Origin of the sequence: Pseudomonas sp. 2822-15 (assembly GCF_002742515.1) — a bacterium.
Taxonomy (GTDB): domain Bacteria; phylum Pseudomonadota; class Gammaproteobacteria; order Pseudomonadales; family Pseudomonadaceae; genus Aquipseudomonas; species Aquipseudomonas salomonii.
In genome coordinates, this window is record NZ_LJRY01000187.1 from 363,740 (window position 1) to 382,136 (window position 18,397).

Genomic DNA, 18,397 nt, shown 5'->3' on the forward strand with positions numbered 1-18,397 from the left:
CCGATGAAGCGTTTCTATGTGATCCTGGTGCTGGCGATTGCGATCGCCCTGGCACTGGGCGTGGGTATTTCGAAACACACCGGCTACGTGCTGATTACCTACCCCCATCTGCTGCATTACGAGTCAAGCCTGTGGGCCACGTTGGTGGCGCTGTTCGCCGTCGTTCTGGTGATCTACCTGCTGCGTGTGCTGCTCAGCTTGCTCACCACCTCGGGTGGCGTAGTCAACCCATGGTCTCGGCGTAACCGCAGCCGCCGTGTGCAAATAGCTATCGAGCAAGGCCAGATGGACCTCGCCGAAGGCCGCTGGGCCAGCGCCGAACGGCACCTGCACCGCGCCGCTGAAGCCGAGCGCCAGCCGCTGCTGTACTACCTTGGCGCCGCACGGGCTGCCAACGAACAGGGCCGCTATGTGGAGTCCGACGGTTTGCTGGAGCGTGCCCTGGAGCGCCAGCCACAGGCGGAACTGGCTGTGGCCCTGAGTCATGCGCAACTGCAGATGGACCGTGGCGACACTGAAGGTGCGCTGGTGACGTTGCAGGCCATGTACGAGCGTCATCCGCATAACGCGCAGGTTTTGCGCCAATTGCAGCGTCTGCATCAGCAGCGGGGCGATTGGCCGTCGGTGATTCGCTTGTTACCCGAACTGCGCAAGGACAAAGTGCTTCCCGCCGCTGAGCTGGCCGAACTTGAGCGCCGTGCCTGGGGCGAAAACCTGGGGCTGGCGGTCGAGCGTGAACAGCAGGGCGAAGCCGGGTTGCAGTCTTTGGAGCGAGCGTGGGAGCAACTGACCTCCGCCCAGCGCCAAGAACCGCAACTGGTGTTGGCTTACGCTGAACAACTGCGTCGGCTGGGTGCTGACGCCAAGGCCGAAGAAGTGCTGCGTGGCGCCATCAAGCGCGGCTATGACAGCCATCTGATCCGGCTTTACGGTTTGTTGCGTGGCAGTGACCCAGGTCGACAGCTCAAATTCGCTGAAGGCTGGCTCAAAGACCATCCGGGGGATGCCAGCCTGTTGCTGACACTGGGTCGCCTGTGTCTGCAAAACAGCCTGTGGGGCAAAGCACGCGACTACCTGGAAAGTAGCCTGCAAGTGCAGCGTAATCCCGAAGCCTGTGCTGAGCTGGCGCGCTTGCTGGCCCAGTTGGGCGACACCGAGCGCAGCAACCAGTTGTTCCAGGAAGGCCTGGGGCTTCTGGACAGCCGCTTGCTGGCATCACCGTTGCCGGTGCCTGCGCGAGTGTAGGAATGAAAGCTAAGGTTGGCCGGACCTTTCTGAGGGCCAACCTTTCTTTATCGCGTAAACCCTGGGCGCTAAAGCGTCACGTAGCAAATTCCTACCGCCAACTGCTTGAAGTCATCCAGGTTCTGACGGCATATCCCCAGGCGGTTGCGGAATAGTCTGCTCTAACGCGTATTGAAAGGAGTCAGGCCTTTACTCTACCGTAAGGGTCTATCTCCTGCGGTACGGATAACAATGTCTTTGGCCCCTTCACGCTCTCTGTTTCTCCTGGCGTTCTTGGCTGGTTCGCTGACGTTGGGTGCGTCTTTTTATCTTGAATTCGGCGCACTCTTGCGTCCTTGCTTCCTGTGCCAGGTGCAGCGCATCTTTTTGGCAGCCTTTACGCTGATCAACCTGGTAGCGACCCTACACAACCCGAAACGCTCCGGGGTCTACCTGTACGGGTTGGCCAGTATGGGCTGCGCGTTGCTTGGGGCTATCACTGCAGTACGCCAAGTGCTGCTACAAAATGCCGCGCCGGAGCAGGTCAACGAGTGCTGGCCCAGCCTTCACTACATGATTGAAAACCTGTCGTTATGGCAAGCACTGCAACTGAGTGTAAAAGGCACCGTGGACTGCGTGGAACTCAACTGGACACTGTTTGACCTGAGCCTGCCCGAATGGAGTCTGCTGTTCTTTTTGGCGATGCTGGTGCTCGGCATCATGCAGTTTTCTCGATTGTTGGCGGGCCGCCGTTTGCACCCTGCGAAGTACTGAAAATTCGCCGTAACGTGTAGGACGGGATTAAACACTTGTATGAACTTTCTCTCCTGCGTACCTTGAAGCCATAGTCATGCGGGCATAATCTGGCCCGCACGCGTTATCGAAACCGTTTGTGACATGCGGCCTTGTCCGGCTCCCGCCTCAATGTTTGAGGTGTTACGCGGGCACAGGCGGCAGCGCCCCTATAGGGAAGAGAGATCACCATGCTGGAAAGTTGTCAGAATGCTCAGGAACGCTGGGGTGGAGTGCACAAGCTGATCGACAGCTGGTTGAAGGCACGTCACGAACTGGTTCGAGCCTTTGATGCTCTTGGCGCCAAGCCCGAGGCACTGGCTGAGAATCGCGAACCGCTGCAGGATTTCTGCGGTGTCTTGGTGGACTACGTGTCGGCCGGCCATTTTGGTGTCTACGAGCAACTGACCAAGGAAGCGGAAGCTTTTGATGATCAGCGTGGCCTTGACCTGGCAGAGACGATCTACCCGCGCATTGATGTGATCACCGAGAAGCTGCTGGCCTTCACCGATCTGTGTGATGCTGGTAATTGTGTTGCTGAAAAATTCAAAGAATTGGGCGCGCTGTTGCATGAGCGCTTCGAGTTGGAAGATTGCCTGATCGAAGTGCTGCACAACGCTCACAAGGAAGAGTCAGCCGCCCAGGCTTGACCCTCGAAGTGAGATAAAAAAACGGTGCGCATGGCGCACCGTTTTTTATTGGGTCAGTGGCGAGTGCCGAGCAATTCGATCTCGAACACTAGAGGCGTATATGGCGGGATCAACTCGCCTGCACCGTCGGCGCCATAGGCCTGGGCAGAGGGAATGACCAAGCGCCATTTCGCGCCCACCGGCATCTGCTGCAGCGCGCTGCTCCAGCCGCTGATCACACTGTCCAGGCGAAACCATTGGGGCTGTGTGCTCTTGTCGAAGACTGTCCCATCGGGCAGCCGTCCAACGTAATTTACGTGCACCTCATCACTGGCCAGCGGTTTGCTGCCGTTGCCGGGCGCCAGCTCGGTGAGCAGGATGCCATCTGCCAGTTCACGCACGCCGCTGACGGCTTTTTCCTTGGCTAAGAATTGCTGTTCGGCAGCGAGGGCTTTTTCGCTTTGTGGAGCCTCGGCGTCGGCAGCGTTTTGTGCTTCGTGTTCGGCGAGGATCTGTTCGATGCGTGCATTATCCAGTGCCAATGGCTTGCCCTGGTAGGCTTGCTTGAGGCCATCGAGCAGGGCTTGGATCTGCAGGTCGGGAACCTGCTGGCGCAGGCGCTCGCCAAGGCTTGCACCCAAGCTGTAGGCAAGGTCGTGTGGGTCTTGGGCATTGGTTTTTGACGGTGATTGCTCGCCTGCATTGGCCACGCCAATCGCCAAGCCAAGCACTAAAAAAAGATAACGCGACATGCTGCTTCTCCCGCCGAAAGTGCGACGGATTATGCCAGTGTGAGTGGGCAAAAAGTGGCGCCGTTTTTTGTTATATCGATAAGAATTTATTCACGGTGCAACGCAAGGCAAACGATACTGTCAACATGCCCTAGCGGCGGTAAGAGCAGAGGGCTAGTATGAGCCGCACCCACGTCAGCCAGGAGGTAAACCATGTCGGCCAAACAGAAGCCTGTTAATACCCCGTTGCATTTACTCCAACAACTTTCGGGCAGCTTGCTCGAACATCTGGAAAGCGCATGTTCCCAAGCGTTGGCCGATGCAGAAAAACTGCTCGCCAAACTGGAAAAACAACGCGGTAAAGCGCAAGAAAAGCTGCACAAATCCCGTACCAAACTGCAAGACGCCGCGACTGCCGGCAAAGCCAAGGCACAAGCCAAAGCCAAAGACGCCGTCAAAGAACTTGAGGACCTGCTGGACGCCCTCAAGGATCGCCAGGCTGAAACCCGCACTTACATTTCTCAACTCAAAAAAGATGCTCAGGAAAGCCTGAAACTGGCCCAGGGCGTTGGTCGAGTGAAAGAAGCGGTGGCTAAAGTATTGGGCGCTCGTACACCGGCAAAAGCTGCCGCATCGAAAGCTCCAGCCAAGGCTGCGGCCAAGCCAGCTGCAAAAACTGCTGCTGCAAAACCAGCGGCCAAGCCAGCTGCTAAAACCGCTGCTGCAAAGCCAGCCGCCAAGCCAGCTGCAAAAACTGCTGCTGCGAAACCAGCCGCCAAACCAGCTGCTAAAACTGCTGCTGCAAAGCCAGCGGCTAAGCCAGTTGCAAAAACTGCTGCTGCAAAGCCAGCCGCCAAGCCAGCTGCTAAAACTGCTGCTGCGAAACCAGCGGCCAAGCCAGCTGCTAAAACCGCTGCTGCAAAGCCAGCCGCCAAGCCAGCTGCTAAAACTGCTGCTGCAAAACCAGCGGCCAAGCCAGCTGCTAAAACCGCTGCTGCAAAGCCAGCCGCCAAGCCAGCTGCTAAAACTACTGCTGCGAAACCAGCCGCCAAACCAGCTGCTAAAACTGCTGCTGCAAAGCCAGCGGCTAAGCCAGCTGCAAAAACCGCTGCTGCAAAGCCAGCCGCCAAGCCAGCTGCTAAAACTACTGCTGCGAAACCAGCGGCCAAGCCAGCTGCTAAAACCGCTGCTACGAAACCAGCGGCCAAGCCAGCTGTTAAAACTGCTGCTGCAAAACCAGCGGCCAAGCCAGCTGCTAAAACTGCTGCTGCAAAACCAGCCGCCAAGCCAGTGGCTAAACCCGCTGCTGCCAAACCAGCGGCCAAGCCAGTTGCCAAACCGGCTGCTGCCAAACCAGCGGTTAAGCCAGCTGCCAAACCTGCTGCCGCTAAACCGGCCGTTGCCAAGCCTGCTCCGGCCAAGCCAGCAACTCCGGCAGCCGCGCCTGCTACCCCGGCAGCGTCCAGCGCTCCAACCGCATCGGCCAGCAGCACGCCTGCACCGGTAGCGCCAAGCACCACCCCAACCAGCGCTTCCTAAGTGCGGGTGGCCACGACGCGCAGCTGCTGCAGCGCGTCGTGGTCAAGGTTGGCGGCTTCGGTCGCCAAGCCTTCAAGCCATTTCGGTTGACTCACTTCCCCAGTCGGCCATGCCTGCGCCAACGCTTCCAGGCGCGCTAATAATTCCCGTTCGGCCTCCAGCTCCAAAGCTTTGACTCGCTCGCGTAATGCCGCCAGAGGCACATCCTGTTGCGCCAGGGCTCGCCATTGCATGCGCATCTGTCGTAACGGTTCGACCACCGTTTTTTGCCATGGGCGTGCAAGCTGTTGCAGCGCGTGAATGCGCGCAGGCTCAAGCGCTACGCCGCGCCGTTCCAGCCACGCACCACAGAGCAACAGGCACACATCCGCGCCTTGTTCCTGCAAGCGCAGGCAAGCGGCTTCGCACCCTGGGCGGGCGTAAATCGATAGGGCAAAGCTCCACAGGTCAGCGCACATATTCACACCCAAGCCAGCGGGCAACGAAGCTGGTAGACTCCGCCGCCATTATGATCCGACTTCAAAGCCTAACATTACAGCGTGGCCCGCAACGTCTTCTTGAAGACGCCGAGCTGACCCTGCACGCCGGTCACAAAGCCGGCCTGATCGGTGCCAACGGCGCCGGCAAATCCACGTTGTTCGCCCTGTTGCTGGGTGAGCTGACCCCGGATTCCGGGGACTGCTTGCTGCCGGCCGACTGGCGCATTGCCCATATGCGCCAGGAGATCGACACCCTCGACCGCATTGCGATCGACTACGTGCTCGATGGCGACCTGCGCCTGCGCCAGGTGCAACACGACCTCGCCGAAGCCGAGAAAGCCCAGGACGGCGCCGCACAGGCCCGCCTGCACTCGGAGCTGGACAGTGCCGACGGCTACACCGCCGATGCCCGCGCCCGCAAGATGCTGGCTGGCCTTGGGTTTACCAACGAACAGATGGATCGCCCGGTCGCCGACTTCTCCGGTGGCTGGCGCATGCGCCTGAACCTGGCCCAGGCACTGATGTGCCCGTCGGACTTGTTGCTGCTCGACGAACCGACCAACCACTTGGACCTCGATGCGATCCTGTGGCTGGAAGACTTCCTCAAGAACTATCAGGGCACCTTGTTGCTGATTTCCCACGACCGGGACTTCCTCGATGCCGTGGTCGATAACATCGCCCACGTCGAACAGAAGAAGATCACGCTGTACCGTGGCGGCTACACCGCGTTCGAACGCGCGCGCGCCGAGCGTCTGGCCCAGCAGCAACAGGCCTTCGAAAAGCAGCAGGCGCAACGTGCGCACATGGAAAGCTACATCGCCCGGTTCAAGGCCCAGGCCACCAAGGCCCGCCAGGCCCAGAGCCGGATCAAGGCGCTGGAGCGCATGGAAGAGCTGTCGGCGGCCCATGTCGATTCGCCGTTCGACTTTGTATTCCGTGAATCGGTGAAGATCTCCAGCCCCTTGCTGGATCTCTCGGATGCACGCCTGGGTTATGGCGACAAAACCATCCTGGAGAAGGTCAAGCTGCAGCTCACACCGGGTGCGCGCATCGGTTTGCTTGGCCCTAACGGCGCGGGCAAATCGACGCTGATCAAGAACCTGTCCGGCGAGCTTGAGCCTTTGGCCGGCCGCCTGACCCGTGGCGAGAACACGGTGGTGGGCTACTTCGCCCAGCATCAGTTGGACTCTCTGGACTCCAAGGCCAGCCCGTTGCTGCACCTGCAGCGTCTGGCGCCGACCGAGCGCGAACAAACGCTGCGTGACTTCCTTGGCGGTTTCGATTTCCGTGGCGCACGCATTGATGAGCCGGTACTGAATTTCTCCGGCGGCGAAAAGGCCCGTCTTGCCCTGGCATTGATTGCCTGGGACCGGCCGAACCTGCTGCTGCTCGACGAACCGACCAACCACCTGGACCTGGAGATGCGCCTGGCGCTGACCATGGCCCTGCAGGAGTTCAGTGGTGCGGTGCTTGTTGTGTCTCACGATCGCCACTTGCTCAAGAGCACCACCGACAACTTCCTGCTGGTGGCTGACGGCAAGGTTGAAGAGTTCGACGGCGACCTGGATGACTATGCGCGTTGGCTGACTGATTACCGCCTGCGCAACGCGCCCGTGAGTAATACGCCGGTCAACCCCGACAAAACCGACAAGAAGGCCCAGCGCCAGGCAGCCGCCGCCCTGCGCCAGCAGTTGGCGCCGCACAAGCGCGAAGCCGACAAGCTGGAAGCCGAGCTGGGCAAAGTGCATGAGCGCCTGGCCAAGATCGAAACCAGCTTGGGCGACAGCGCCGTCTACGAGGCGGCGCGCAAGGACGAACTGCGCGACCTGCTGGCCGAACAAGCCAAGCTCAAGGTGCGCGAAGGGCAGTTGGAGGAGGCCTGGATGGAAGCCCTCGAACTGCTCGAAACCTTGCAAGCGGAGCTGGAGGCGCTGTCCTGATGGAAGCGTTGCAGTTACCGCTGCCGGCACAATGGATCGCGCCCGTCTGGGTGGGTGTGCAAATCCTGCTGATCCTGCTGGCGGGTTATTTCGCCCAGCGCTTCGTGGCCAAAGTCCTGAATCGCCTGGGTGAACGCTACCCGTTGCCGCCTCAGTTGCTGATGCCACTGCGTGGCGGCCTGCGCTGGCTGATCATGGGCAGTGCGCTGATTTTTGTGCTGGAGCGCCTGGGCGTGTCCGCCACTGTGTTGTGGACGGCGCTGTCGGGGTTTGTCGCAGTCGCGGCCGTGGCGTTTTTTGCCATGTGGTCGGTACTGTCCAACCTGCTGTGTGCGATTCTGATCTTTACCGTCGGGCCGTTTCGCCTCGGTGATATCGTCGAGCTGGTGGATACGGTCGACAAGCCGGGTGTAAAAGGCCGGGTGGTGGCGATCAACCTGCTCTACACCACACTCATCGAGGTGGAGGAGGCCGGCACTGACAATGCGATGGTGCAGGTGCCAAACAGCCTGTTCTTTCAGCGCTCGGTGCGGCGTTGGCCAGGTACCCACGTGTTTCCAGGCGACCGCTAGCATTCACGTCGTGTAAAAATCTATAGCCAGTCTTCGGTCGGCGGAGTTAGCTTAAGCCTTACTCGCAAACTCCCTTCTGAGGTGTGTAATGGCACTCGACACATGGCTGGCCTTTTTCCTGGCCAGTTGGATCATCTCCCTTTCCCCCGGCGCCGGTGCCATCGCTTCGATGTCCAGCGGCCTGCAATACGGTTTCCTGCGCGGCTACTGGAACGCCATTGGCCTGCAGTTGGGCCTGGCGATGCAGATCGCCGTGGTGGCGGGTGGGCTGGGTGCCATTCTTGCGGCGTCTTCGACCGCGTTTTATGCGATCAAGTGGTTTGGTGTGGCGTACCTGGTGTATTTGGCCATCAAACAGTGGCGCGCCCTGCCGATGGACATGAGCGAGGATGCGACGATACGCCCGATCGGCAAGCCAATGGCGATGATATTCCGTGGCTTCCTGGTCAACGCGAGCAACCCCAAGGCGTTGGTGTTCATGCTGGCGGTTCTGCCGCAGTTCGTGAACCCGCAGGCGCCGCTGCTGGTCCAGTACCTGATCCTGGGCGCAACCATGATCAGCGTCGACATGATCGTAATGGCGGGCTACACGGGGCTTGCGTCGAAAGTCTTGCGGTTGCTGCGTACGCCCAAGCAGCAGAAACGCATGAATCGCACGTTTGCCGGATTGTTTGTGGGAGCGGCGGGGTTTCTGGCCAGCTTGCATCGCGCAACGGCTTGATTGACGAAACCGGATCAAAAATGTGGGAGTTGGCTTGTCGAGTCGTCGCACCGCTGCGATAGCATCACCGAGGTGTAACTGACGCACCGCAGTGTCTGCATCGCAGGCAAGCCAGCTCCCACATTTGTTATGTGTTGGCTTTGAGATGACGGCTCAACGCAGAATCTTCGGTGCTTCATCCCTTGGCAGGTTATTGCGCAGTGCAGGCTTGCCCGGGTCTTGGTAGCCACCGCCCAGCTGCTCCGCCAGTTGGCGTGCCACGTCCTCACCCAGCGCTTTCGACACTTCCCGGACCACACGCGGCCGGTTCAGGCTCACGCGCACGTCACGGTTGTTCACCAGCTTGGTGTCCTGGCCCTCACCCATGGCGGTAAACGCCGAGGTGATCTCGAAGGTTCGCGTATTGATCAGGCTGAAATCGGCCACCAGCGTCAGGCCCAGCACCGCCGAGTAGCTGTTGGTGTGGTCCAGGGCGTTGATGTCCTGGGTGAAATCGATGTCTGACAGGGTGCCGAACAGCACATAGTCCGCGCCCTTGAAGTTACCGGCCTTGATGCGTTTGATCACGTCATAGACGTCACCTTTTGCGTCGGCGGTGTAGGGCGTACCCTGCACCAGCTGAAACTGGTGCGACTTGAGGATCTCGCCCTTGATATCGCCGCTGAATTTACGCAGCTCGGCCTGTTCGATGTAGCTGGTGCGGCTCTCGTACTCGCTGTAGCTCGAAGCTCCGCTGGCGCTGTAGCCACTGGCCTGGAAGTTGTTGCTGGCCGACACCGCGTGGATGTACTCCTCGACTCGCGCCTCGTACGCCAGGTCGGTGACCGCGATCTTCGGGGCGGCCGAGACGCCAAAGGCGCACAGCAGGCCGATCATGCCGATCCATGCACGCATTGCTTAGCGCTCCGTGGTCTTGCGGATTTCTTTCTCGTCCATCCATTCGGCCAGGCCGCTTTCAACGTCGATCAACTGCAGGCTGAACTTGTAGAACACGTCCTTGTAGTCCGAGCTGCGCTTGACGATGGAGCTGATGGAACCTTCCAGGCGGTACTTGGCGGCAACCATGTTGCCGGTTTTGCTCACCGTGGATTTTTTGTACAGGCCGCTCTGGTTTTGCAGCTTGAGCTGGTCGACCTGGCTTTGCATGTCGGTGTTATCGCTGGCGAAACGCGCGGTGCCGGTTTTCATCAGCTGGGTCTTGATCGACGTGGTGATCTCGCGGGTATCGATGTACTCGCTGGTCTTGTTCTTCACGTCGTACACCTGCACCACTGGGCGGCCTTGCAGGATGCCGGACTGGGCCAGGGAGCGGGTCATGCTCTCGGCGATCATCTGCAGGTCGGTGGAGCCGAACTCGTTGGTCACCAGTTCCACGGCCTTGGAGTCGCCGTAGCTGATGTTCTTGCCACCGAGTACCGGCGAGGTGTTGGAGCAACCGCTGGCCAGAAGGGCAACGAGGGCGAGAATCGAGAAGCGTGCAAACATGGGGAAATCTCTCTGAATACGGTTAGCGCAGCGGCTCAAGGGGTTTTCACTTCGAGACGGAAGTCAGCGGCCTGGGGCAGGTTGGCGATGGCCGGCAGGAAAGTCGCCTGGTTGGCGTACAGGTTCAGCACTTTCCAGGTTTCTTCATCGCCCACCGGGAAGCCGTCGGCGCCCAGCCAGGCGAAGCGGTAATACATCATCTGGTTGCTGCTGGTGATGTTGCTCAACTGCACCTTGGCGGTCAGGAAGCCATTTTCGCGGGCCACGCGGATGGCGCCGACGGCGATGCCCTTGAACTTGCCCATCACCACGATCTTGCTGGCGGCACTGCCGGGCTCCGGTGGCGGCGGGGTGGCGCAGCCGGCGAGCAGGACCAGCGCCAGGGCGCCGAGGATGAAATGACGCATAACGTGCTCCTTAAGGTTGTTTGAGGGCGATAGCCTGGGTGGAAGTGCTCGGAACCACATGAGCTGCAAGGCCAGCGGCGAACACCTGGTTGCCGACCACGCGCAGGGTGATCACCTGATAGCGCTGGTCAGCCTTGACCGTCACCCGCGTGCCGCCCAGGGCATTGGGCAGGCTGACCTGGTGCTCGCCGTGCTTGAGGCGCAGGCGTGTCACCTGGGTCATGTCCGGCAGCGTGCGCCAGGTGCGGGTGTCGGCGCCTTCGGTCACCGCCGAGGCGATGCCCAGCACCAGGCCCGCCATTGGGTTGGTCTTGTTCAGGTTGTTTTGCGTCACGCCACGGCTGACGGCCCGCACGGTGGTGCGCAGGATGATCCCCGGCATGTCGTCACGCAGGGCGCGGCGGGACATGGCGGTGGTGCTATTGAGCACGGTTAGGTTCTGTTGCTTGCCGTCGACGCCGATCTGGCCGAAAGCCTGGGTGGAGGTGTCGGCCTTGATCACCGGGAACGAGAGCGGGGTGATCACCAAATGGCCGTCAATCGGAATTGGCAGCGGCAGGCGGATCGAATCTCGCGCCGGTGCCAGGCCGCTCTGCACCACGATCAGTACGTCGGTCTCGTCGGCGCCGACCTTGGACTTGTCCAGGTCCAGCAACGCCTGTTCCAGCAGCGGCGTATTGGGGCGCAACTCGGCGGCCTTGCGATAGCCCGGTGCAGCCAGGTCTTTCTCACCCAGGGCTTCGTAGACAAAGCCTGCCAGGTAATGGCTGAACGCACTCTGGTAGCTGTTCTTGAGGCCGACCACTTCCGGCGCGTCCAGTGCTTCAATCGGGTAGCCGCGCAGGTCCTTGACCTGGGTAGTGACGCCCTGGCGCTCGGCTTCATTCTCGCGCTTGAGGTATTCCTTGTCCCGCAGGTCGGCGATCACGGCTTCGCGCTCGTGGGTCTTCTTGATTTCGGTACGGGCGCCGTCGAAATCATTCAGGGCCAGCAGGTTCAGGGCCATCTGGGTGGTCAGCATGACTTTTTCGTAGTCATAACCTTCGTAGCGACGCACCTTGTCGTTAACCAGGAAACTGCCGAACTGGGCGAGGTACTTTTCGCTGTCGAACTTGACCGACTCTTCCCACTTGAACACTTGCAGGTCGGCGCTGCGCCAGGCGGTCTGGCTGCCGGTGAGGTCGCCCTTGGCGCGCAACAACTCGCCCTTTTCAAAGAAGTAGAGCAGGTCCTTGTCTTCGCCGGTGTTGTTCTTTTCCAGCAGGGTCAGGGCGCCGTCGACGTTACCGGTGGACAGCTGCTGGTTGGTGGCTTGCAGCTCGGTGTCGTAGCTGCGAAACATTGAACAACCGGAGAGCAAGGTAACCGCCGCCAGTGTGAGCGGGGCTAAGGCGCGAAATGCCATGCAAACTTCTTCCCTGAGAGTGATCGGCTGATGTGCAAATTCCTCATAAAAACGAGGATATAAATTCCCTTTCGCAATAACAGGGCGCGGCATTATAGGCGTCATTGCTGGCAAAACAATGGCTTTTTGCTGTTGCAACTCGCGTTCATATGCCATTACTTGCCCCTTTAATGCACAGGGCTCACCTGCGCCAAATCACTAACACCTTGAGTCAAACCCTTTAAAATTTAACAATGTGTTACTTCGTATTTCCCTTTGAGATTCATTCATGATTGCCCCCATCCGTTTTCTCGCCTGGTTGCTGCTGCCAGCCTTGACGTCGTGCAGCTTCAACCTGCTGGCCGCGACTGCCGAGGGCGCCCCACAAGCCCTGCATCTGTTGGACTACATTGGTGCTGACTACCCCCCGACGGTGGAGGCGGGCAAGGTTATCGATGAATCGGAATACCGCGAACAAATAGAGTTTCTCGGCGTGTTGCAGGGCCTGGTGGCCGAGTTGCCGCAAAGGCCGGAGCGCGCGGAGTTGGTCAAAGGCGTCGACGAATTGTTAGCGGCTGTATCCGCTCACCAAGACGGCGTACTCGTCGCCCGCCAAGCCCGCCAGTTGGGCGCCAAATTGGCGGTGGCCTATGAAGTCAGCCAGGCGCCGGCTATCACGCCAGACCCTGCGCGAGGTGCGCCGCTGTACGCCCAGCACTGCTCGGTGTGCCACGGTACCGCCGGTGCGGGTGATGGCCCGGCGTCCACGGGCATGACGCCGCCGCCAGCGAACCTGCGCGATGCGGTACGTCTGGACCGCCTGAGTCTCTACGCGATTTACAACACGTTGGGCCTGGGTGTTGAAGGCACCGACATGCCGTCCTTCGCCGATCAGTTGGACGATCGTCAGCGCTGGGACCTGGCCACCTATATCGCCAGCTTCACCGCTGACCCCGCTGCGGCAAAATCCGAACAGCCGTTCAATCTCGCCGACCTGGCGCGCCAGACGCCCAATGAGGTATTGGCTGCAAATGGCCCGGCCGCTGCCGCGACGTTCCGCGCCCAGCGTGCGCAGCCGCCGCAGGTCAAGCGTGGCCCGGCGCAGTTGCTCGACTACACCGCAACCACCTTGGACAAGAGCCTCGCCGCGTTCCGTAACGGCGATCGCGAACAGGCCTATGACCTTTCAGTCGCAGCGTACCTGGAAGGCTTCGAGCTGGTAGAAAGCTCCCTGGATAACGTCGACGCCAACGTGCGTAAAGACACCGAGAAAGCCTTGATGGCCTACCGGCAGTCGTTGCAGGACGGCCTGCCGGTCGAGCAGGTGCAACAGCGCCTGGACGTGGCCAAGGGCAAACTCACCGAATCCGCCGGATTGTTGGGCAGTGATGGCCTGAGCTGGTCGCTGAGCTACATCTCCGGTTTGCTGATCCTGCTGCGCGAAGGCCTGGAGGCGATCCTGGTACTGGCGGCGATCCTGGCGTTCCTGCGTAATACCGGCCAGCAATCGGCGGTGCGCAGTGTCAACGTCGGCTGGGGCTTGGCGCTGCTGGCCGGCTTGGCGACCTGGGCACTGGCGGCGTATGTGATCGACGTGAGCGGCGCTCAGCGCGAATTGCTCGAAGGCTGCACGGCGCTGTTCGCCAGTGTGATGGTGCTGTGGCTGGGCGTGTGGATGCATGACCGACGCCACGCGGCGGCCTGGCAGGATTACATCAAGAGCAGCCTGGTCGGCGGCGGTGGCCGTTTCGGTTTTGCGATGCTGGCGTTTTTCTCGGTATACCGCGAGCTGTTCGAGGTGATCCTGTTCTACGAAACCCTGTGGCTGCAGGCGGGTCCTGCCGGGCACAACGCGGTATTGGCCGGCGGCGCCACGGCGTTGGTGCTGCTGGTTGGTTTGGCGTGGGTGATCCTGCGCGGTTCGGCGAAACTGCCGCTGGCGTTGTTCTTCGGTATCAATGCGGCGCTGCTGTGCGCGTTGTCGGTGGTGTTCGCCGGGCATGGCGTCAAGGCATTGCAGGAAGCGGGCATCTTCGGCACACGGCCGGTGGCGTTCTTTGACTTCGACTGGCTGGGCATTCATGCCGACGCGTACTCGTTGAGTGCGCAGGCTGTGGCGATCCTGGCGATTGTGGTGCTGTACGGCCGCAGCCGCCTGGCCGAGAAACGCCGAGTGGTTGCATAAGCATGCGCGTGTGGATCGATGCAGACGCCTGCCCACGGGCGGCCAAGGACCAAGTGGTGAAGTTCGCCCTCAAGCGCCAGTTCGACGTGGTGCTGGTCGCGGGCCAGAGCCAGATCAAGCCGGGCTTTGCCTGTGTGAAGCTGATCGTGGTGCCCAGCGGCCCGGACGCGGCGGATGACTATCTGGTGGAGCACGCCGTGCCCGGTGAGTTGGTGATCTGCAGCGACGTGCCGTTGGCCGACCGTCTGGTGAAGAAGGGCGTCACGGCCCTCGACCCACGCGGCAAGGAGTTCAGCCCGTCGAACATGAGTGAGCGACTGGCGGTGCGCAACCTGTTCACCGACCTGCGTGAGCAGGGCCAGATGGGCGGCGGCCCGCCGCCCCATAGCGAAAAGGACAAGCAGGCGTTTGCCAATGCGCTGGACCGTATCCTCACGCGTTTGATGAAGGTGGATTAATCATTCTCGTGGGTCAGTTCCAGCACCCGATCCACCAGTTTGTTGATGCCTGACGCGACCTCGCTGATGCGCTTGCCGAGCATGTAGGCCGGTGTGCTCACCAGCTTGCGCGCCTGGTCCTCGACGATATCCTCGACTGCGCACTCCTGATGAGTGGCGCCCATCTTGTCCAGGGCGGCCGCCGTGTCGGGGCAGTTGCCGATGGTGCACGTCACGCCGGGGCCGTAGATCTTTGCCGCCAGGGCCGGCGAGATGCAGATCAACCCAACAGGCTTGCCGGCTTCGGCAAAGGCTTCAGCCAGTGCCAGCACGTGCGGGTTGACGCTGCAACCGGCGCCTTCCACGGCAAAGTTCGAGAGATTCTTCGCTGCGCCAAACCCGCCAGGCACGATCAGTGCGTCGAACTCGTCGGCGCTGGCTTCACGAATATCCTTCACTTCACCTCGAGCGATGCGCGCCGACTCAACCAGCACATTGCGCGACTCGGGCATCTCTTCACCGGTGAGGTGGTTGATGACGTGCAACTGCGCAATATCTGGCGCAAAACATTGAACCTGAGCGCCGCGCTGATCCAGGCGCAGCAGCGTGATCACGCTTTCGTGGATCTCTGCGCCGTCGTACACGCCGCAGCCGGAAAGGATCACTGCAATCTTTTTGCTCATGGGCATCTCTCCTCTTTTGTGGCGTTAAATGTCTACTAATTTGTCACCTGTTGCCAATGGGATCTCCTGCCGCTACACCTAATCTTGATGTAACAAGAAAACATCGGACTAGCCCATGGACTTCGTGCCTTACGCGGTACCGTTTTTCATTGCCCTGATTGTGGTCGAGCTGCTGGCCGATCGCTGGCGCGGTGAACGCAATTATCGGGTCGCGGACGCTATCAACAGCCTCAGCACCGGTGTGCTGTCCACCACCACCGGGTTGTTGACCAAAGGCGTGGGCCTGCTGACCTACGCGTTTGCCCTCAAGCACCTGGCGCTGATCGAACTGTCGGCCCAAAGCGTGTGGACCTGGGTGTTCGCCTTTGTGTTCTACGACTTCTGCTACTACTGGCTGCACCGCTGCGGCCATGAGCGCAACATCCTGTGGGCCGCGCACTCGGTGCATCACCAGAGCGAGGACTACAACCTCACCACCGCCCTGCGCCAGACCAGCACCGGCTTCCTGCTGAGCTGGGTCTTCTACCTGCCCCTGGCCGTGCTGGGTGTGCCGCTGGTGGTGTTTATCAGTGTGGCCTCGCTTAATCTTCTGTATCAATTCTGGGTGCATACCCGCCATGTGCCCAAACTTGGCTGGTTCGAGTGGTTCTTTGTCACGCCGTCCAACCATCGGGCCCACCATGCGCAGAACGCTCTCTACATGGATCGCAACTACGGCGGGGTGTTCATTATTTGGGACCGCCTGTTCGGCAGCTTCCAGGAAGAAGACGAAAATGAACCGGTGATCTTTGGCGTGACCACGCCGCTGGCCAGTTGGAACCCGCTATGGGCCAACCTGCAGTTTTATGCACAGTTGTGGAGTGACGCGCGGCGCACTGAGAGCGGCTGGGACAAGCTGCGCATCTGGTTCATGCGCACCGGCTGGCGCCCGGCGGACGTGAAAGCCAAGTACCCGATGGCCAAGCCCGACTTGAGCCAGTTCCGTAAATTCGAGGTGCCGCTGGATGCGCGCCAGCAGGTCTACATTGCGCTGCAATTTGCGGCGTATGTAGGGTTCGGCAGTTATTTGATGAATTTCGGCGAAGGGCTGCCCACGGCGGCGCTGGTGTTGGGCTGGAGTGCGATGGCGCTGGGGCTGTTCAGCTTGGGCGTGGCCCTGGAGAACCGCCCGTGGGCGCTTAAAGCCGAGCTGGTGCGCCTGGGGCTGAATGTGCCGCTGGTGTGGCTGGCGCCACTGGTCGGCTTGTGGCCGGCCAGCAGCCTGGGCTGGTTGGGCCTGCTCAGTTACAGCTTGCTCAGTGCGATCGGCCTCTACTGTTGCAGAAGCCGGCTTACTCGACTGGCGTCTTAGGCGGTTGCTCCGCGGCCTGCTCGGCAGCCAGCCGGGCCTTGGCCGCGGCACAGGCTTCGCGGGCGATACGCGCATTCTTGAAGCGCCGGCGCAGCCACAGGCCAAAGCCCAACAGCAGCAATGCCCCCAGCACCCACAGCTCGTATTTCTTGACGCTGCCGAGCATGCCTTCCAGCACTGCGCCGAAGTGGTAGGCCGCAGCGCCCAAGGCCGCGGCCCAGACGGCGGCGCCGATGCCGTTGAGGATCAAGTAGCGAGCCGGCGGGTAGCCCGACAGGCCAATCGCCACCGGCATCACGGTGCGCAATCCATACACGAAGCGGAAGCTCAGCACCCAGATATCCGGGTGCTTGCGGATGTGCTCCAGGGCCTTGTCGCCCATCAATTGCCAGCGCGGCTTGCGCGCCAGCAGCTTGCGCCCGTGTTTGCGCCCCAGGAAATACCACAGCTGGTCGCCGGCGTAGCTGCCAAAAAAGGCAACCACCACCACCAGGTTGATATCCATATAGCCACGGAACGCCAGGAAGCCTGCGAGAACCAAAATGGTTTCGCCTTCAAAGAAGGTGCCCAGGAAGAGCGCAAAGTAGCCGAAGTCATGCAGAAATTGTTGAAGCATGGTCTGGGGTGCTGGCGAAATGAACGCGCAGCCTACGCCTTCGTGAACATTCATGAAAGTATCGAGATGTGTCACGAAGTGAACAATTCCTACATAAACGACGAATGCGACTACAGGTCGCATCGATAAGCACAACTGTCATTCCTTCGTCATAATGGCCGCTTATAACTGCAACGCTCGCCCGTAAACGCGGGCTCAGGAGTCTGTCGTGAGCTTTACCCCTGCCAATCGCCTGTTCCCCGCCACCCGTCTGCGACGCAATCGCCGTGATGATTTTTCGCGCCGCCTTGTACGTGAAAACGTACTGACGACGAATGATCTGATCCTGCCGGTGTTTGTGCTGGACGGCGAAAATCGTCGGGAAGCCGTGGCATCGATGCCGGGTGTGGAGCGCTTGACCATTGATTTGCTGCTGGAAGAGGCGGCTGGCTGGGTTGAACTGGGGATTCCGGCGCTGGCACTGTTCCCGGTGACACCGGCTGAGCTCAAGTCCCTCGACGCCGCCGAAGCCTGGAACCCGGATGGCATCGCCCAGCGCGCCACCCGTGCCTTGCGTGAGCGGTTCCCGGAACTGGGTGTGATCACCGACGTGGCGCTGGACCCGTTCACCACCCACGGCCAGGATGGCATTCTCGACGAAGACGGTTATGTTCAGAATGACATCACTGTCGATGCGCTGGTCAAGCAGGCCTTGTCCCATGCGGCGGCAGGCGCCCAGGTGGTGGCGCCGTCGGACATGATGGACGGCCGCATCCAGGCGATTCGCGAAGCCCTGGAACTGGCCGGCCACGTCAATGTGCGCATCATGGCCTACTCGGCCAAGTACGCCAGCGCCTATTACGGCCCGTTCCGCGATGCGGTGGGTTCGGCGTTGAACCTGGGCAAGGCCAACAAGGCTTCGTACCAGATGGACCCGGCCAACAGCCATGAAGCGCTGCACGAAGTGGCGGCCGACCTGGCCGAAGGCGCCGACATGGTGATGGTCAAGCCCGGGATGCCGTACCTGGACATCCTTTATCGGGTCAAAGAGGAATTCAAGGTGCCGACCTTTGTCTATCAGGTCAGCGGTGAATACGCCATGCACATGGCCGCGATCCAGAATGGTTGGTTGAGTGAAGGGGTGATCCTCGAATCCCTGACTGCCTTTAAACGTGCGGGCGCTGATGGCATTCTGACCTACTTCGCCGCCCGCGCCGCCCAATTGCTTAGAGAGCAACAATAG

Annotated in this window: 19 protein-coding genes; 11 read left to right on the plus strand and 8 right to left on the minus strand. The window is 60.5% G+C overall.

Annotated elements, in window-relative coordinates:
- Window positions 1-3 precede the first annotated feature (3 nt).
- The 3 genes from AOA59_RS16450 (at window position 4) to AOA59_RS16460 (ending at window position 2,666) form a co-directional block, all read left to right on the plus strand.
- Complete coding sequence (locus tag AOA59_RS16450) at window positions 4-1,245, plus strand: heme biosynthesis protein HemY (protein ID WP_099488331.1); 1,242 nt, start codon at window positions 4-6, stop codon at window positions 1,243-1,245.
- A 231-nt stretch (window positions 1,246-1,476) separates the two neighbouring features.
- Window positions 1,477-1,998, plus strand: a complete 522-nt coding sequence (locus AOA59_RS16455) for a disulfide bond formation protein B (RefSeq protein WP_065931871.1) — start codon at window positions 1,477-1,479, stop codon at window positions 1,996-1,998.
- A 209-nt stretch (window positions 1,999-2,207) separates the two neighbouring features.
- Window positions 2,208-2,666, plus strand: a complete 459-nt coding sequence (locus AOA59_RS16460; RefSeq protein WP_058421163.1) for an Rsd/AlgQ family anti-sigma factor — start codon at window positions 2,208-2,210, stop codon at window positions 2,664-2,666.
- Window positions 2,667-2,719: 53 nt separating this feature from the next.
- Here AOA59_RS16460 and AOA59_RS16465 read toward each other — a convergent pair whose 3' ends face one another.
- On the minus strand, window positions 2,720-3,397 hold the full coding sequence (locus AOA59_RS16465) for an FKBP-type peptidyl-prolyl cis-trans isomerase (RefSeq protein WP_099488332.1): 678 nt from the start codon (window positions 3,395-3,397) through the stop codon (window positions 2,720-2,722).
- A gap of 192 nt (window positions 3,398-3,589) precedes the next feature.
- On the opposite strand from AOA59_RS16465, the gene AOA59_RS16470 reads away from it, so the two are divergent.
- The gene (locus tag AOA59_RS16470) at window positions 3,590-4,915 is read left to right on the plus strand and encodes an AlgP family protein (RefSeq protein ID WP_099488334.1); all 1,326 of its coding nucleotides are present in this window, start codon (window positions 3,590-3,592) and stop codon (window positions 4,913-4,915) included.
- Here AOA59_RS16470 and AOA59_RS16475 read toward each other — a convergent pair.
- Window positions 4,912-5,373: a TIGR02444 family protein gene (locus AOA59_RS16475; protein ID WP_065931869.1), complete on the minus strand. Its 462-nt coding sequence runs from the start codon at window positions 5,371-5,373 to the stop codon at window positions 4,912-4,914. The two genes, AOA59_RS16470 and AOA59_RS16475, sit on opposite strands and share 4 nt — an antisense overlap.
- A gap of 50 nt (window positions 5,374-5,423) precedes the next feature.
- Between AOA59_RS16475 and AOA59_RS16480 the strand changes: the two genes are divergently transcribed.
- The 3 genes from AOA59_RS16480 (at window position 5,424) to AOA59_RS16490 (ending at window position 8,627) form a co-directional block, all read left to right on the plus strand.
- A complete protein-coding gene (locus tag AOA59_RS16480) occupies window positions 5,424-7,334 on the plus strand; it encodes an ATP-binding cassette domain-containing protein (RefSeq protein WP_099488335.1) in 1,911 nt (636 codons plus the stop codon).
- The gene (locus AOA59_RS16485) at window positions 7,334-7,906 is read left to right on the plus strand and encodes a mechanosensitive ion channel family protein (RefSeq protein ID WP_065931867.1); all 573 of its coding nucleotides are present in this window, start codon (window positions 7,334-7,336) and stop codon (window positions 7,904-7,906) included. The genes AOA59_RS16480 and AOA59_RS16485 overlap by 1 nt, the downstream gene beginning before the upstream one ends.
- Before the next feature lie 88 nt (window positions 7,907-7,994).
- On the plus strand, window positions 7,995-8,627 hold the full coding sequence (locus AOA59_RS16490) for a LysE family transporter (protein ID WP_065931866.1): 633 nt from the start codon (window positions 7,995-7,997) through the stop codon (window positions 8,625-8,627).
- Window positions 8,628-8,780: 153 nt separating this feature from the next.
- Here the strand turns inward: AOA59_RS16490 and AOA59_RS16495 are convergent, their stop codons facing one another.
- The 4 genes from AOA59_RS16495 to AOA59_RS16510 are packed head-to-tail and all read right to left on the minus strand — an operon-like array spanning window position 8,781 to window position 11,924.
- On the minus strand, window positions 8,781-9,521 hold the full coding sequence (locus AOA59_RS16495; RefSeq protein WP_068931393.1) for a penicillin-binding protein activator LpoB: 741 nt from the start codon (window positions 9,519-9,521) through the stop codon (window positions 8,781-8,783).
- Between the two features lie 3 nt (window positions 9,522-9,524).
- Complete coding sequence (gene lpoB / locus AOA59_RS16500) at window positions 9,525-10,112, minus strand: penicillin-binding protein activator LpoB (RefSeq protein ID WP_017135234.1); 588 nt, start codon at window positions 10,110-10,112, stop codon at window positions 9,525-9,527.
- Between the two features lie 35 nt (window positions 10,113-10,147).
- Window positions 10,148-10,519, minus strand: a complete 372-nt coding sequence (locus tag AOA59_RS16505; RefSeq protein ID WP_008439304.1) for a YcfL family protein — start codon at window positions 10,517-10,519, stop codon at window positions 10,148-10,150.
- Window positions 10,520-10,529: 10 nt separating this feature from the next.
- The gene (locus tag AOA59_RS16510) at window positions 10,530-11,924 is read right to left on the minus strand and encodes a COG3014 family protein (RefSeq protein WP_099488337.1); all 1,395 of its coding nucleotides are present in this window, start codon (window positions 11,922-11,924) and stop codon (window positions 10,530-10,532) included.
- Window positions 11,925-12,192: 268 nt separating this feature from the next.
- On the opposite strand from AOA59_RS16510, the gene AOA59_RS16515 reads away from it, so the two are divergent.
- Window positions 12,193-14,088, plus strand: coding sequence for an FTR1 family protein (locus AOA59_RS16515; protein WP_099488339.1), 1,896 nt, complete (start codon window positions 12,193-12,195; stop codon window positions 14,086-14,088).
- Between the two features lie 2 nt (window positions 14,089-14,090).
- A complete protein-coding gene (locus AOA59_RS16520; protein ID WP_099488341.1) occupies window positions 14,091-14,546 on the plus strand; it encodes a YaiI/YqxD family protein in 456 nt (151 codons plus the stop codon).
- Here the strand turns inward: AOA59_RS16520 and elbB are convergent.
- The gene (elbB, locus tag AOA59_RS16525) at window positions 14,543-15,208 is read right to left on the minus strand and encodes an isoprenoid biosynthesis glyoxalase ElbB (RefSeq protein ID WP_065931861.1); all 666 of its coding nucleotides are present in this window, start codon (window positions 15,206-15,208) and stop codon (window positions 14,543-14,545) included. The two genes, AOA59_RS16520 and elbB, sit on opposite strands and share 4 nt — an antisense overlap.
- A gap of 115 nt (window positions 15,209-15,323) precedes the next feature.
- Here elbB and AOA59_RS16530 point away from each other — a divergent pair, with 115 nt between their 5' ends.
- Window positions 15,324-16,559, plus strand: a complete 1,236-nt coding sequence (locus AOA59_RS16530; RefSeq protein ID WP_099488343.1) for a sterol desaturase family protein — start codon at window positions 15,324-15,326, stop codon at window positions 16,557-16,559.
- Here the strand turns inward: AOA59_RS16530 and AOA59_RS16535 are convergent.
- Window positions 16,540-17,175 (minus strand): DedA family protein, encoded by a 636-nt coding sequence (locus tag AOA59_RS16535; protein ID WP_099488627.1) that lies wholly within the window; start codon window positions 17,173-17,175, stop codon window positions 16,540-16,542. The genes AOA59_RS16530 and AOA59_RS16535 overlap by 20 nt on opposite strands.
- Before the next feature lie 208 nt (window positions 17,176-17,383).
- Between AOA59_RS16535 and hemB the strand changes: the two genes are divergently transcribed.
- A complete protein-coding gene (gene hemB, locus AOA59_RS16540; RefSeq protein WP_065931859.1) occupies window positions 17,384-18,397 on the plus strand; it encodes a porphobilinogen synthase in 1,014 nt (337 codons plus the stop codon).

Bases quoted from the DNA above. Each gene is read 5' to 3' on its own strand.
- AOA59_RS16455 (WP_065931871.1), top strand. From the start codon at position 1,477: ATGTCTTTGGCCCCTTCACGCTCTCTGTTTCTCCTGGCGTTCTTGGCT.
- AOA59_RS16495 (WP_068931393.1), bottom strand. From the start codon at position 9,521: ATGCGTGCATGGATCGGCATGATCGGCCTGCTGTGCGCCTTTGGCGTC.
- AOA59_RS16485 (WP_065931867.1), top strand. From the start codon at position 7,334: ATGGAAGCGTTGCAGTTACCGCTGCCGGCACAATGGATCGCGCCCGTC.
- AOA59_RS16480 (WP_099488335.1), top strand. From the start codon at position 5,424: ATGATCCGACTTCAAAGCCTAACATTACAGCGTGGCCCGCAACGTCTT.
- AOA59_RS16450 (WP_099488331.1), top strand. From the start codon at position 4: ATGAAGCGTTTCTATGTGATCCTGGTGCTGGCGATTGCGATCGCCCTG.
- AOA59_RS16530 (WP_099488343.1), top strand. From the start codon at position 15,324: ATGGACTTCGTGCCTTACGCGGTACCGTTTTTCATTGCCCTGATTGTG.
- AOA59_RS16505 (WP_008439304.1), bottom strand. From the start codon at position 10,519: ATGCGTCATTTCATCCTCGGCGCCCTGGCGCTGGTCCTGCTCGCCGGC.
- AOA59_RS16520 (WP_099488341.1), top strand. From the start codon at position 14,091: ATGCGCGTGTGGATCGATGCAGACGCCTGCCCACGGGCGGCCAAGGAC.
- AOA59_RS16470 (WP_099488334.1), top strand. From the start codon at position 3,590: ATGTCGGCCAAACAGAAGCCTGTTAATACCCCGTTGCATTTACTCCAA.
- AOA59_RS16535 (WP_099488627.1), bottom strand. From the start codon at position 17,175: ATGCTTCAACAATTTCTGCATGACTTCGGCTACTTTGCGCTCTTCCTG.
- elbB (WP_065931861.1), bottom strand. From the start codon at position 15,208: ATGAGCAAAAAGATTGCAGTGATCCTTTCCGGCTGCGGCGTGTACGAC.
- AOA59_RS16465 (WP_099488332.1), bottom strand. From the start codon at position 3,397: ATGTCGCGTTATCTTTTTTTAGTGCTTGGCTTGGCGATTGGCGTGGCC.
- AOA59_RS16515 (WP_099488339.1), top strand. From the start codon at position 12,193: ATGATTGCCCCCATCCGTTTTCTCGCCTGGTTGCTGCTGCCAGCCTTG.
- lpoB (WP_017135234.1), bottom strand. From the start codon at position 10,112: ATGTTTGCACGCTTCTCGATTCTCGCCCTCGTTGCCCTTCTGGCCAGC.
- AOA59_RS16510 (WP_099488337.1), bottom strand. From the start codon at position 11,924: ATGGCATTTCGCGCCTTAGCCCCGCTCACACTGGCGGCGGTTACCTTG.
- AOA59_RS16490 (WP_065931866.1), top strand. From the start codon at position 7,995: ATGGCACTCGACACATGGCTGGCCTTTTTCCTGGCCAGTTGGATCATC.
- AOA59_RS16460 (WP_058421163.1), top strand. From the start codon at position 2,208: ATGCTGGAAAGTTGTCAGAATGCTCAGGAACGCTGGGGTGGAGTGCAC.
- AOA59_RS16475 (WP_065931869.1), bottom strand. From the start codon at position 5,373: ATGTGCGCTGACCTGTGGAGCTTTGCCCTATCGATTTACGCCCGCCCA.